12 protein-coding genes are annotated in these 13,588 nt (G+C 59.5%); 7 read left to right on the top strand and 5 right to left on the bottom strand.

The window, feature by feature from the left end:
• Positions 1–6 precede the first annotated feature (6 nt).
• The gene (araH, locus tag JOE33_RS02355) at positions 7–972 is read left to right on the top strand and encodes an L-arabinose ABC transporter permease AraH (protein ID WP_003405587.1); all 966 of its coding nucleotides are present in this window, start codon (positions 7–9) and stop codon (positions 970–972) included.
• A gap of 156 nt (positions 973–1,128) precedes the next feature.
• Here the strand turns inward: araH and JOE33_RS02350 are convergent, their stop codons facing one another.
• On the bottom strand, positions 1,129–2,442 hold the full coding sequence (locus JOE33_RS02350; protein WP_187625870.1) for an APC family permease: 1,314 nt from the start codon (positions 2,440–2,442) through the stop codon (positions 1,129–1,131).
• A gap of 205 nt (positions 2,443–2,647) precedes the next feature.
• Between JOE33_RS02350 and JOE33_RS02345 the strand changes: the two genes are divergently transcribed.
• The 4 genes from JOE33_RS02345 to JOE33_RS02330 all read left to right on the top strand — a co-directional run bounded on the left by JOE33_RS02345 (position 2,648) and on the right by JOE33_RS02330 (position 5,203).
• Positions 2,648–2,890 carry a hypothetical protein gene (locus tag JOE33_RS02345; protein WP_187625871.1) on the top strand — a complete coding sequence of 81 codons (243 nt, stop codon included), beginning with the start codon at positions 2,648–2,650 and terminating at the stop codon, positions 2,888–2,890.
• A gap of 109 nt (positions 2,891–2,999) precedes the next feature.
• Positions 3,000–3,860, top strand: coding sequence for a CAP domain-containing protein (locus tag JOE33_RS02340; protein ID WP_010429915.1), 861 nt, complete (start codon positions 3,000–3,002; stop codon positions 3,858–3,860).
• Positions 3,861–4,034: 174 nt separating this feature from the next.
• Positions 4,035–4,466, top strand: a complete 432-nt coding sequence (locus JOE33_RS02335) for a DNA methylase (RefSeq protein ID WP_187625872.1) — start codon at positions 4,035–4,037, stop codon at positions 4,464–4,466.
• Positions 4,466–5,203, top strand: coding sequence for a DUF72 domain-containing protein (locus JOE33_RS02330; protein ID WP_187625873.1), 738 nt, complete (start codon positions 4,466–4,468; stop codon positions 5,201–5,203). Before JOE33_RS02335 ends, JOE33_RS02330 begins: the two co-directional genes overlap by 1 nt.
• 22 nt (positions 5,204–5,225) lie before the next feature.
• On the opposite strand, the gene JOE33_RS02325 is transcribed toward JOE33_RS02330, so the two are convergent.
• The 4 genes from JOE33_RS02325 to mqo form a co-directional block, all read right to left on the bottom strand.
• The gene (locus JOE33_RS02325) at positions 5,226–5,603 is read right to left on the bottom strand and encodes a response regulator (protein WP_010429923.1); all 378 of its coding nucleotides are present in this window, start codon (positions 5,601–5,603) and stop codon (positions 5,226–5,228) included.
• Positions 5,600–8,584: an ATP-binding protein gene (locus JOE33_RS02320; RefSeq protein ID WP_187625895.1), complete on the bottom strand. Its 2,985-nt coding sequence runs from the start codon at positions 8,582–8,584 to the stop codon at positions 5,600–5,602. The genes JOE33_RS02325 and JOE33_RS02320 overlap by 4 nt, the downstream gene beginning before the upstream one ends.
• Before the next feature lie 397 nt (positions 8,585–8,981).
• Complete coding sequence (locus JOE33_RS02315) at positions 8,982–9,218, bottom strand: hypothetical protein (RefSeq protein ID WP_010429928.1); 237 nt, start codon at positions 9,216–9,218, stop codon at positions 8,982–8,984.
• Between the two features lie 156 nt (positions 9,219–9,374).
• Entirely contained in the window at positions 9,375–11,018 is a 1,644-nt protein-coding gene (mqo, locus tag JOE33_RS02310) for a malate dehydrogenase (quinone) (protein WP_010429929.1), read from the bottom strand.
• A gap of 900 nt (positions 11,019–11,918) precedes the next feature.
• Between mqo and JOE33_RS02305 the strand changes: the two genes are divergently transcribed.
• Together JOE33_RS02305 and JOE33_RS02300 are read left to right on the top strand one after the other, a co-directional pair.
• Complete coding sequence (locus tag JOE33_RS02305) at positions 11,919–12,599, top strand: (2Fe-2S)-binding protein (protein WP_010429931.1); 681 nt, start codon at positions 11,919–11,921, stop codon at positions 12,597–12,599.
• Entirely contained in the window at positions 12,599–13,582 is a 984-nt protein-coding gene (locus JOE33_RS02300) for a xanthine dehydrogenase family protein subunit M (protein ID WP_187625874.1), read from the top strand. The genes JOE33_RS02305 and JOE33_RS02300 overlap by 1 nt, the downstream gene beginning before the upstream one ends.
• Positions 13,583–13,588: the final 6 nt, after the last annotated feature.

Genomic DNA, 13,588 nt, shown 5'->3' with positions numbered 1-13,588 from the left:
GTGCGTATGTCTACCGAATCCAGCCTGCAGGCTCCCCGTCAGGGCATGAACCTGCGTCGTTTTGCCGATGACTGGGTGATGCTCCTGGCTGCCGTGGGGATCTTCTTGCTGTGTGCCGTGTTCATCGATAACTTCATGTCGCCTTTGAATATGCGCGGCCTGGGCCTGGCGATTTCCACTGTAGGTATCGCTGCCTGCACCATGCTCTTCTGCCTGGCGTCCGGGCACTTCGACCTTTCGGTCGGTTCGGTGCTGGCCTGTTCCGGGGTTATCGCCAGTATCGTCATCCGCGACACCGACAGTGTGTTTCTGGGTGTCTCGGCAGCCCTGGCACTCGGCCTGGTAGTAGGCCTGATCAACGGCATCGTGATCGCCAAGCTGCGCATCAACGCCCTGATCACCACCCTGGCAACGATGCAGATCGTGCGCGGCCTGGCGTACATTTTCTCCAACGGCAAGGCCGTCGGCGTTTCCAACGAGGATTTCTTCATCTTTGGCAACGGCCAGGTATACGGCGTGCCGGTACCGATTTTGATCACCATTGCCTGCTTCATATTTTTCGGCTGGTTGCTCAATTACACCACTTACGGGCGCAACACCATGGCCATCGGCGGCAATCAGGAAGCCGCGCTGCTGGCGGGTGTACACGTAGACCGCACCAAGATAATCATTTTCGCCGTCCACGGCCTGGTCGGTGCGCTGGCGGGTGTGGTGCTGGCCTCACGCATGACCTCGGGACAGCCGATGATCGGGCAGGGCTTCGAGCTGACGATCATTTCTGCCTGCGTGTTGGGTGGTGTTTCGCTGAGTGGCGGTATCGGCATGATCCGTCATGTGATCGCCGGTGTACTGATTCTGGCGATCATCGAGAATGCGATGAACCTCAAGAACATCGACACCTTCTACCAGTACGTCATTCGCGGCACGATCTTGCTGCTGGCGGTGATCATTGACCGGATGAAGCGTCGCTGACTTGAACAGGGCGCTGGTTCTAATGAATCAGCGCCGCGGTTTCATACCGGATTCAGTCCCTTGTTACGCTTCATCAACCGCCAAAAGTGTCACTACTGTGGTAGTTGAAATAGCAAACCTCTCCTGCATGCGCTCTTGATTCGTGCCTGTCGCGTTTCAGCGGGAATGCGAAGCGAGCGCCGAGCTGCCCAGCCGGGTCAGTCCGTAAAGCGCAGCACCAACCGCCAGCATGATGCCTGCCCGCAGCCAGGTTCCAGGACCTTGCTGGGTGAGCAGCAACAGGCACGAAAGAATGCCCAGCAGCGGAATAACCCAGTGGACCTGAAAGTGCCCGGCTTCGACCTTGTCGCGCTTGAGTACCAGCACGGCGACGTTCACGCTGAGAAACACAAAGAGCAGCAATAGCACGACGGTTTCGGCGAGGATGGTCAGGGTGCTGGTGAAGGACAGGGCAATGGCTACCAGCGTGGTCGCCAGAATCGCCAGCCCCGGCGTGCGGCGCTTGGGCAGAACCGACCCCATCACCGCAGGTAACAGGCCTTCGCGAGCCATGCCGAAGGTCAGGCGGCTGGCCATGATCATGGTCAGCAGCGCGCCGTTGGCGACAGCAATCAATGCAATGACCGCAAACCAGGGCGCAGGTATGCCGAGGCCCGAGGCACTGACCACGTCCATCAGTGGCGCTTGCGAATCCTTCAACTGCTCGACGGGCAGGACCATCGCTGCACCCACGCCGACCAGCATGTAGACCGCGCCAGCGGCCAGCAGCGCGCCGAACAGGGCGCGTGGATAGACCCTGCGCACATCCTTGATCTCTTCGGCAAGATTGGCCGAAGTTTCAAAGCCCACGAACGAATAGAACGCCAGCAGCGATGCGCCGAGGATCGCTGTAGCAGGTGAGGCGGTATCCAGTTCGAACACCCGTTGTGGCACGCCTTGCCCCTGGCTGACGAACCATACTGCCGCTGCGATCACCATCAGCAGGCCGCTCAGCTCGATGACCGTCATGACCAGATTGGCTGAAAGCGATTCCTTGATACCGCGTGCATTGAGCAGGCCGACGATGACCAGAAATGCCACACAGACCCACTGCGCAGGCCAGTCGAGCAGCGCCTGGAAGTAATCGCCGGCAAACGCCACGGCCAGCCCGGCGGCGCTGGTAACGCCTGCCGCAACCATGGAAAAGCCAACCAGAAACGATAGCAGCGGTTTGCCGAAGGCTTTTTCGGCGTACACCGCGGCTCCGCCTGCACGCGGGTATTTGGTCACCAGTTCGGCGTAGGACGCCGCGGTCAGCAATGCAAAGCACAGGGCGATCAGCAAGGGCGCCCAGATGGCTCCGCCGACGCGTCCGGCGATCGTGCCTGCCAACGCGTAAACGCCGGCCCCCAGCACGTCGCCAAGGATGAACAGGGTCAGCATGGGCGCCGTGATGGCCCGGCGCAGCGATGAAGTCTCGGCAGTGGCCATGGTCAAGGATTCCTTTCTCTACAGGTGCAGGTATCAACAGCAGAGCGTCGCGCGGCAGGTAAATTCAAAACGATCGGGACTGGACTGGACCGGCGGCGCTGTTAGCGGCTTGAAGCTGCAATAAACACTTTCTGCAAAAAAGATGGAGCATTGCGTGGAGGAGGGGTCTCAATGAGACATCTGTTGGATCAGCCAAGAGGCGAACATGAGTAATAGCAGCCAGCAGCAGTTCAGGTCAGTCTGCGCAACCCTGCAATCGTTGCGCGAGCAAGTGGGTGATCTGCAACTCAGTGAACTCGAGCGTGCCGACAGCCTGCGCGGCCATCAGACAGTGGACGACAGGGAGGCCATTCAACAATCGTTCGCGGCACTTGAACAGGCTATCGATGATATGGAAGTAACGCTTGCCAGCATTGGTGAGGCCACTGGAGAGATCGGCAAGCTGTAGCGCATGGCGTTGCCGTCCTCAAGCGGGCAGCGTGAACCATAAGCGATTTTCCGGGTCTTATTTCGACGCTGAAATGCATGCCACGCCTTTCCTCTTCGAGTCCGTTCTCATGCCCGCATTGCCCCATTTTTCCTGGCGCACCTGGTTGTACCTGGTCCCGTTGCTGCCCCTGTACGCGGGCTCTGTCAGCGCTGCCGAAGAGCGACAACTGGTCCAGGCGATCAACGATTTCCGGGGCCAACCGCAGCGTTGCGAAGCGCGGACCACAAACATCTCCAGAGCCTTGGCGCTCAATTCCAGCGTGGCATTGCCGATCGGCTTCAGCGGTAATTTACGTGATTCACTCAAGGCATCCGGCTATCAGGCGGTCACTGTGCGGACCTTGCGACTGGCCGGCGCGCAAAGCGCCGGTGCAGCCTTCGACATGCTCAGGAGCCGCTATTGCGGCGCGTTGCTCGATCCGCAATACGCTGACATCGGCATCACCCGGCAGGGTGGTGACTGGCGCGTGGTGCTGGCCAAGCCGTTGATCGACGAGAGCCTTGAAGATGCGCGCTCGGCTGCACAGGCGCTGCTGGCGCAGGTCAATGCCGCGCGTGCCGAGCCACGCCTGTGTGGCAAGCGGCCTTTTCCGTCGGCTCGGCCGTTGAGCTGGAATACCACACTGGAAACTGCCGCGCAGGGGCACAGCCAGTCGATGGCCAGCGAGAATTACTTTACCCACCGCGGTTTTGATAATGACTCGCCAGCGGATCGCGCGCGTGCTGCCGGTTACGGCGGACGGCAGATCGGTGAAAACATCGCCGCAGGGCAGAGCACGGCCAGCAAGGCCATGGCGAGCTGGCTGGCCAGCCCGGGGCATTGCGCCAACCTGATGAACCCGATGTTTACCGAAGTCGGCGCAGCTTATGCGACAGCTACCAACGCTGACTACGGCGTGTACTGGACCATGCTGTTCGGAGCGCCCTGACCGGCAGCCAGCACCGCAGCGACTTTGTTCACTTGGCAGTCAAGCCGAATACCGTCTGTCGCCCGTTCGACGTTATTTGAAAACCCCTGCTGATGAGGAGCGGTCGGTTGTACCACAAGGACCGTGCTCGAACGGCGCGTCCGGTGGCTGCAGCAGCGAGGTGTAACAGACGTCATGAAACGAACCATTGATGCTGCAGAGTTGAATATCTGTTTCAGCGAGGACCTCGAAAAGGCCTTGTTCAAGTGGTTTGTCGCCAGCTTCCTGATGGGCAAGCGCATTCAGGCCGACATAGCCTGCGAGGCCTACCGCGTTATCGTCGAAAAACACCAGCGCGACACCCCGCGCAAGCTTGCTCACGGCACTCACCGAGAGCTGGTCGCCATGCTCGGGCAGGCCCATTACGTGCGCTACGACGAGTCAACGGCGTATCGATTGTCTGCGCTGTGCGCCAAGCTCAATGACGATTACGCGGGCAAGATAGGCCGAATCCGCGAAGTGAGTGAGGACCGGGCGCACTTCGAGAAGCGACTGTGCGAGTTCGCCGGTGTCGGTCCCAAGACCGTTGAAATCTTCATGCGTGAGGCCGGCAAGGTGCTGTATTGATGATGCCGGGACTTTATATCGGCTGTGCAGGCTGGAGCCTGGCGCGTGAGCACTGGCCCGACTTCCCTGACGAAGGCAGCCACTTGCAACGCTATGCCTCGCGCTTCAACGCGGTCGAGATCAACAGCTCGTTCTATCGCCCTCACCGCGCTCAGACCTACGCACACTGGGCGCAGGCGGTGCCCGCCGGGTTTCGCTTCTCGGTCAAGGTGCCGAAACTCATCACTCACGAACACCGCCTGCGAGGATGCGAGGTCGCGCTGACCACGTTTCTTTCTCAATGTACTGCGCTGGGTGACAAGTTGGGCTGTCTGTTGGTCCAGCTTCCGCCCTCACTGGAATACGCACCACCAATAGCTGACGAGTTTTTCAGAGCATTACGCAGTCAGTACGCCGGGAGGGTGGTATTGGAACCGCGCCATGAATCCTGGCGGCAGGCTCAGGCGCTGCTGATCGAGCATCGCATTGCGCAGGTGGCTGCCGATCCTGGCGTTATCAGTGAAGGACACCTGCCCGGTGGCTGGCAGGGGGCTCACTATTGGCGCCTGCACGGTGCGCCGAAAATTTATCACAGCGCCTATTCGGTCGAGCGTCTGGACGGTCTGGCTGGGCAGATGTCGACTGCTGTGGCGGCGGGAATCGACACCTGGTGCATCTTCGACAACACGGCCAGCGGAGCCGCTGTCCGGGACGCGCTCACGCTGCAGTCAATCGTTGCACACCTTAGGGCCAGGTGACGGTCGCCAACGGCCGTGGTGTTCAGACCTGAAGCAGCTCATGCAATGCTTCGTTCAGTTGCTCGGCGCTAAACGGCTTGGCGACGCAGCGCCGGTCAATCCACGTGTCGGGGATCCCCAGCCGCCCGTACCCGGAACAAAACATGAAGGGTATGCCGCGGTCGGCAATGGCGGCGGCTATCGGGAACGAGTTGCCGCCGATAATGTTGATATCCAGGATGGCCAGGTCGTACTCGCCGTGACGCGCATATTCAACGCCGTCGTTCAGCGTGCTTGCGTGGTAGGCGGTCGCGAAACCCAAGTCCTCGAGCATCATTTCCATCAACATCGCGAGCATGGTCTCGTCTTCCACCAACAGCACTTTGGGGAGCGAGGTCTGATCGTCTGATTCTGAACTCATAAGCTACTTTCCGGTTTGTCTGGCCAAGGGATCAGCATTGACCAGATGATCCCAGTACGGGCGAACTGCATGTCGGCCTGGCCTTTGAGTTCTCGCTCGATGCTGCGGCGTATCAAGCGCAAGCCAAAGCCTTTCACAGTGGTTGCGACGACCGGCGGGCCGCCTGTTTCTTTCCATTCGATCTTCAGCGTGGGGGGAGTGTGTTCGGCCGTCAGCGTAGAGGTCACCGTCACCTGGCCTGCCGCAGAAGAAAGTGCACCGTGTTGCACTGCATTGGCCATCAGCTCATGGAGCACCATGGAAAGTGTCAGTGAAAAACGCGGTTCCAGGGTCACCGGATCGCCTTCGAAACTGATCCTGTGTACCCCCGCGTCTACCTCCTGCAACTGCTCTATCAGGTCGACCAGTTCGGTGGAAATCCATTCTGCACGCGCCAGTGCATCGTGCGCCTGGCTCAGGGCAAACAGGCGCGCATCGAAGCTCTTGTGAAAGGAGCCCAGCGACGCAGAGCTATTGACGGTGAGAGAAGCTATGGCCTGGACGGTCGCCAGGGTGTTTTTCACCCGGTGGTTCAGTTCGTTCAGCAAACCGGCGCGGGTCAGACGATCTTCCAGTTGCTGGCGTTCGAGCTTGCTGGAGATCGATTGCGCCAGCCGATGAGTCGTACCGCTCTGCTTTAGAAATGTCGTTTCGCCAACACCGTCCAGCCCCTGATGCACGGGTAGTGTGAAGGAAAATACGCTTCCCGAATCTACTGAACTGTCGGCCCACAGACGGCCGCCGTGGGCAGTGATGATGCCTTGGCATATATACAAGCCAAGGCCGTTGCCGCGTGGGTTGCCCTCTTTGACGGACCAGTAGCGCTGGAAAATGAAAGGCAGGTGTTCGACCGGGATGCCGATTCCGTCATCACTGACCCTGAACAGCACTTCGTTCTGATCGGCGACCGCGTCGATGTTGATTCGGCCACCTTTCGGGGTGAACTTGATGGCGTTACCGACCAGGTTGGAAAGCACCTGAAAGATTCGCTCCGGGTCCGCATCGATCACCAGGCCTTGCGCGGCGGTGCAGTTGAGCTCGATGTTCTTTTCGGTGGTCAGCATCACCAGCAGGCTGCAGGCTTCTTCCAGCAGGCTGGTGACACTCAGCGGCAGGCGCGAGAGCTGATAACGGCCGGCTTCGATCTGCGCGGTGTCGAGCAGGTCTTCCAGCAGGCTGTTCATGCGGGTCGTGGCTTTCTCGATGGTGCCCAGCGCACGCCGGATATTGCGATTTTCAAAGTGCGTGTCGCCCACCGCCCAGCGTTGCATCATGCCGCACTGCATGATGATGATCGACATCGGGTTGCGCAGGTCATGGGAGACCACGGCGACCAGCTCATCACGCAAACGAACCGCCTCCTGTTCGCGCTGCACCTGACGTTCCAGGTCGCTCTCCAGAGCTGAACGACGAATGTCTTCAGCGCCATACAGATCTGCGCGCGACCACGGGCTGGCAATGCCGGTAACCTCCTGCTCCCAGATATCGAAAGACTGCCTTGGGTGCAGGCGATGGCTCGCGGAACTCTCCAGGCTGGTGCTGACATGGTGGGTCGGGTTGCCGCTCCAGTTCATCGTCGAGGTGAGTTGGGCACGAAACCACATCACTGCGTTATCAATCGGCTTGGGCAGCGTGAACGCGATGACGCCGCTCGCGACGTCTCTGTAAGCGGCGCTGTTGGCAAGCTCCCTCTGCATGGAGTTGGTGTGGAAAACCCCCAACCCCTGCAAGCCCGTCGCCCGCAGTCTGGTCCGTTGATGTGCCAGGCCGGTGTCGCGTATCCAGGTGTACAGCTCACGCACCTGTTCGATTGAAGGGCAGGTGCCAAACAGGTGAACCTGTTCGTCAATCAGCACAGCCGCACCGTCTGCCAGTGTCAGCGACATGAGAAGTTCGGGCCGGCTCACCAGCCCGTCGAGCACTTCGTGATTGGCACGACTCATGGCGTCTGCCAGTTGCCCGAGCAGGACAACTTTCTCTTCCCGCTCGCGCTGGATATTAGTCGCGACAATGGCAGAAATTTTCACCGACAGTAACTGACCGATCATCGCGCAGGCATCGCGCAGCTCTCTGGAGACCAACAACGGTTCGGGGTGACCGCAGGCAACCAGGCCCCAGAGCTCGCCGCCATCCAGCAGCGATATGCTCATCGACGAGCGCACGCCCATGTTCTTGAGGTATTCGCAATGCACCGGAGACACACTGCGCAGCGTCGAGAAGCCCAGGTCGAGCGGTTCCCCTGTCGTCGGGCGCAGGGTCGGTATCAGGGGCACGGGAACGTAGGTAGCGTCCGGAATCACCCGGATCCAGTTCAGCCGATACAGCTCTCGCGCCTGGGCGGGAATGTCCGAACCGGGGAAGTTCAAGCCGCTGTAGCTGGGCAGTGGCCCGGTCAGAGCTTGCGCAACGACTTTGCCATGACCCTCGGGCTCGAACCGGTAAATCATCACCCGGTCATAGCCGGTAAGCGCCTGAATCTCGTGCACACTGATATCGAACAGCGTTTCCAGCGTGGTGGCGGCCTGCAGGTTGCGCAACACCCTGGTAATGATTCTGGACTGCCCATGACCGGTTTCCACGAAAGGCTCCAGCTCGATAATCAGCACGTCGTCGGTACGCTGCAGCGAGGCGCTGTAGTGGGCCGTTCCGATCGTCAGTTTTATCGGGTCCAGGTTTGGGGCAGCGGGGTGGCTGTACGCATGGTCGACGAGGGCCGACTGTTCGGACGCCAGCAGCCATGACAAAGGCTTGCCCAGCAACTCGTCAGCGGCCATTCCGAGTTCTGTCGCGCAATTGGCGCTGACCTGTTCAATGCAAAGGGGATCGCCTGCAACGCTGAGCAATACGCCATGCGGCTGAATCGCGCCAGGAACACGGATCGGCTCTCGGGCACATTCGGTAAGCGCAGCTTCAAGCGCTGCGTCAGGCGTTGCATCCAGCATGTCCTTGATCAATTGCGTGAACTCCACAGGGTGTTTCAGCCGGGAACAGCCAGCCGCTGCTTGGGACGAAGCGCAGTCGTTCGACGCTGAACGCGATTCAGATGATTTTTTGTCGGCCGCAACGGAAATTTGGGCGGCCAGCGGCCCGGATGGACAGCGCAAGAAAATGCGAGGTTGCCGCGAAAGTGCGGCGTGGAGACCTGGATGATGCGCTCTGCTTATACAAGCCAGAGATAGAAGGAAGTGGGTCACCATAACAGGTGCCCGTTGGACGCGTGGTTTTAACTGACTATGAGGGGAAATGCCTGCCAGTTGGCAGGTATGGGCTTTTAAGGCCCTGCCTGCCGTTTTTAGCGAATTATCGGCAAGGGTGGGTTGCTATGGACCCGCTGGGCAATCAGCCCTGGCCGTTCAACTTGCGCTCGAGCTCACGATTTTTAGCGCGAAGCGTTTCGGCATCCTGCTCTTTTTCCTTGATGGACGTCGGGGTGATGACCTTGTCCACGCCTTCGGTTTCTGGGGTCTCCTGCGCAATGTCCTTGCGCACCACATCAACCGGCTTGCCGGACTGGTCTGTCGTTGGCGCGGACTGTTCAGGCGTGTAGCTGTAAGGCTTGTCAGTATGCTTGCTCATTGCAGTTCCTCTCTGTGTGTCGTCCTGATTGGAGGAATGAACGCAGCGAAGAGTTCGACGTGTTTTCATGTCGGCAGGGTTTGCTTGTGCAACGGCGTGCAAAAAAAAGCCCCGCCAGACAGGGTCTGGCGGGGCTTTGCTCAAGCTGTGAAAGCCTTAGAGCGCCATGTCACTGGCTGGATTGCTTTTCGCTGGCTGGGCAGCAGGTGCAGGTGTTGGAGCATTACCTGTCTTGTTCACCGGCGGTGGCGGAGTCAGCTGCAGGACTTCGGATGTGTAAGCCCATTCCTCAGCAACACGGTCCGGATTGTTATTCAGCTTGGTGCCGTAGCTAGGCACGATCTGGTGCAGTTTTGCCTGCCATTCCGGAGTCGCTACCTTGTCCTTGAAGACTTTCTCAAGCACGCCCAGCATGATCGGCGCTGCAGTCGAAGCACCTGGCGAAGCACCCAGCAGACCGGCAATGCTGCCGTCCTTGGAAGCAACGATTTCGGTACCCAGCTTCAGAACGCCGCCTTTCTCTTCGTCGCGCTTGATGATCTGTACGCGCTGACCGGCTTGCATCAGGCGCCAGTCTTCTTTTTTGGCGTTCGGGAAGTATTCTTTCAGAGCAGCGAAGCGATCGTCGTCAGACATCATCACCTGACCGGCGAGGTATTCGATCAGCGGGTACTGTTCGATACCGACGCGGGTCATCGGCCACACGTTATGCGTGGTGGTGCTGGTCAGCAGGTCGAAGTAGGAACCGTTTTTCAGGAACTTGGTCGAGAAGGTCGCGAATGGGCCAAACAGGATCACGCGCTTGCCGTCCAGAACACGGGTGTCCAGGTGCGGAACCGACATGGGTGGCGCGCCAGTGGACGCGATACCGTAGGCCTTGCCCATGTGCTGCATGGCCAGGGTCTGGTTGTCAGTGACAAGCCACGAACCGCCGACCGGGAAGCCGCCGTATTCCTTGGCTTCCGGAATACCGGATTCCTGCAGCAGATGCAGAGCTGCACCGCCGGCACCAATGAACAGGAACTTGGTGTCGGTCTCGGTAACGGTACCGTCTTTCAGGTTCTTGTACTTGACGCGCCAGGTGCCGTCGTCGTTGTGATTGATGTCCTGGACTTCGCTCGACAACTGCAGATTGAAATTCTGCTTGGCTTTCAGATTGGAGACGAACTGACGGGTGATCTCGCCGAAGTTGACGTCGGTGCCGATCGGGCTCCAGGTCACGGCCAGCTTCTGTGCCGGGTCACGACCTTCCATCATCAGCGGGACCCACTTCTTGATCTGCTCGTGGTCCTCGGAGTACTGCATGCCGCTGAACAGCGGGCTGGCTTGCAATGCTGCGTAACGCTTGCGCAGGAACTGGATGTTGTTGTCGCCCCACACGAAGCTCATATGCGGCGTGGAGTTGATGAACGAGCGCGGGTCTTTCAGAACGCCGGTCTTGACCTGCCAGGACCAGAACTGACGGGAGATCTGGAACGCTTCGTTGATCTCGATGGCCTTGGAGATGTCGACGTTGCCGTTCTTGTCTTCAGGGGTGTAGTTCAGTTCGGCGAGCGCCGAGTGACCGGTACCGGCGTTGTTCCAGCCGTTGGAGCTTTCTTCGGCGACGCCGTCGAGGCGCTCGACCATTTCCATCGACCAGCTCGGCTCCAGCTCGTTGAGCCAGACGGCGAGGGTGGCACTCATGATGCCGCCGCCGACGAGGAGTACGTCGACTTTCTTGGTTTCAGCCGCCTGCACGGGCATCAGGCCCATGGAAATGGCCAGACCCAGGAGGGCCGTGTTCACTTTCTTAAACATTCTGTCATCCATCTGATAAACGCCATCCGCCGACTACTCCTGGGGAAACGGCCTGTCACATGCAGCGAAGCCTGCGACAAACACTCGCACCCACGGGGACTAGAGGTGGACATACAAGGCCAATATAATACCGCTCGAGACCTCAATTTATGTCCTGCTGCGCTGACTTCTTATCATCATTGGATTCAGCGTCATGAGTGACATTTGCTCTGTTGGTGTGCTGCGATGCCCGAGAGTCTTCCTCCCTGAGCTACTTGCGAGACACACCTGGTCAGCCTGTTCACGGAGTCTGAGACGCCGCATCGGAGCATGGAGGCACGCTTGACGCGCAATTTTATCGACGCGTACTGCGACACACCCTCGGTGGCATACCGGCAAAGACGCGGTATTTTCGCATAATGTGCACCCCCGTTGCGAGGTGCCATCATCAAATTGGCCACGAATGGCTTGATTTAGACACTTCACGGCCTTCCACTGCCTATCTGTATCGTCATTTTCCTCCGGGTCTTTAGCCGCCTGGCGTATATCGCTGCCGCTCGATCCACGCTCGATCCAGACATCTCCCGAATAGCACGCTCATCCGGCTCTTGTGCATTCATGAGCCAGGCTCATAACGACGTGTGCATTTGCCTGACTAATCAGCGCGCCGACCTCCTGTTAGGGTCCGTATACGGCCGCCACGTCCGTGGTTGCAATGTTCGGATACAGGCGTCCGTCAAACAGTTGGAACTTTAGAAGCGCAGACCAGTTAAACACTTATAACGGGTGATAGCGTTTTGGCTTTGATCACCCCCCTGAAATACAGGCAGCACGTCAGTGAGCAGGAGTACGCCCACGCCGCTGACTACACCATAACGCCCGTCGCTTTACAGCAGCGACGGCTATTACCGAGTGATCCTGATGACCGAACCCAAGAAGCACAAGGAAACTGCTGTCGACAGCAGTGCCGTGCAGCCCTCACGCCGAAACTTTCTGAAGTTCGGTGCGTCCGGCATTGCAGCGGCCACGCTGTCTACCTGGATACCTTCCGACGGCATGCTGCAGGCGGCGCCTTTGGCACCTGCGGCCCCCGTGGTCGAAGACAGCGACGCACCCGCAGCGGGTGAGCAGCGCATTCAGTTGAAGGTCAATGGCCAGGTTCATACCCTGAACGTGCCGGCCAATGCGGTTCTGCTCGATGTGCTGCGTGACCGCCTGCAACTGACGGGCACCAAGAAGGGCTGCGATCATGGTCAGTGCGGCGCCTGCACGCTGTTGGTCAACGGCCTGGCGATCAACTCCTGTCTGTCGATCGCCGTTCAGCATCAGGGCGACAGCATTACCACCATCGAAGGGCTGGCCGAGAACGGCAAGCTGCACCCGGTACAGGAAGCGTTCTGGGAACACGACGCCTACCAGTGTGGTTATTGCACCTCAGGACAGATCATGAGCGCGGTCGCAATTCTCAAGGACCCGAACATTGCGTCCGACGACGCCAGCGTCAGGGAGGCCATGAGCGGCAATATCTGCCGTTGCGGTGCCTACAAGAACATTCTGTCTGCCGTGCAGTCTGCGCGCTCGAAAATGGGAGGCGCCGCCTGATGCGAACTTTCGATTACGCTCGCGCCGCTTCGCCCGCGCAGGCTTTCAACACAGCCTCCGGTGACGGGCAACGCTTCTACCTCGCCGGTGGCACCACGCTGCTGGATCTGGTCAAGCTCGACGTGATGCAGCCGCAGCAGCTGGTGGACATCAATCATCTGGCGTTGAAACAGGTCGAGTCGCTGCCTGATGGGCGCCTGCGCGTCGGTGCGTTGGTCAGCAATACCGACCTGGCCAGCCACTCGCTGGTGCAGCAGCGCTACCCGGTGTTGTCCGAAGCGATTCTTGCCGGTGCTTCGACCCAGTTGCGCAACAAGGCGACCACCGCCGGCAATCTCATGCAGCGTGTGCGCTGCCCGTATTTCCGTGACGGTATTTCAGCCTGTAACAAGCGCCAACCGGGCTCCGGCTGTGCAGCCATCGGCGGGATGAACCGCAGTGTGCACGCGGTGCTGGGCACCAGCGATCACTGCATTGCCACGCATCCGTCAGACATGTGTGTCGGCATGGCGGCCATCGGCGGGCAGGTTACCGTCCAGGGCGCCAATGGCTCGCGTGATATCCCGTTCGCTGACTTTCATTTGCTGCCCGGCGATACGCCAGAGCGCGAACATGCCCTGGCGCCCCATGAGCTCATTACTCATGTGACCCTCGACGCGCCGCTATCAGGCAGCCGCTCGTCTTACCTGAAGCTGCGAGACCGTACTTCTTACCAGTTCGCCCTGGCGTCCAGTGCCGTGATTCTGGTGATGGACGGCAAACGCATTGCCGATGCGCGCATTGCGCTGGGCGGCGTGGGCACCAAGCCATGGCGTGCCCTGGAAGCCGAACGTGCGCTGATCGGTCAACGTGCCGACCTCGACACCTTCGCGCAGGTCGCAGCGCTGGCGATGAAGGGCTCGCGGGCTTATGAACACAACGCCTTCAAGATCCCGCTGGGTCAGCAGGTCATCGTCCGCAACCTTCGTGACCTTACGGCCTAGGAATAT

Source organism: Pseudomonas sp. PvP027 (assembly GCF_017833005.1).
Taxonomy (GTDB): domain Bacteria; phylum Pseudomonadota; class Gammaproteobacteria; order Pseudomonadales; family Pseudomonadaceae; genus Aquipseudomonas; species Aquipseudomonas congelans.
Note: the sequence above shows the minus strand (reverse complement) of the source record. Positions and strands in the feature narration are given on the sequence as shown.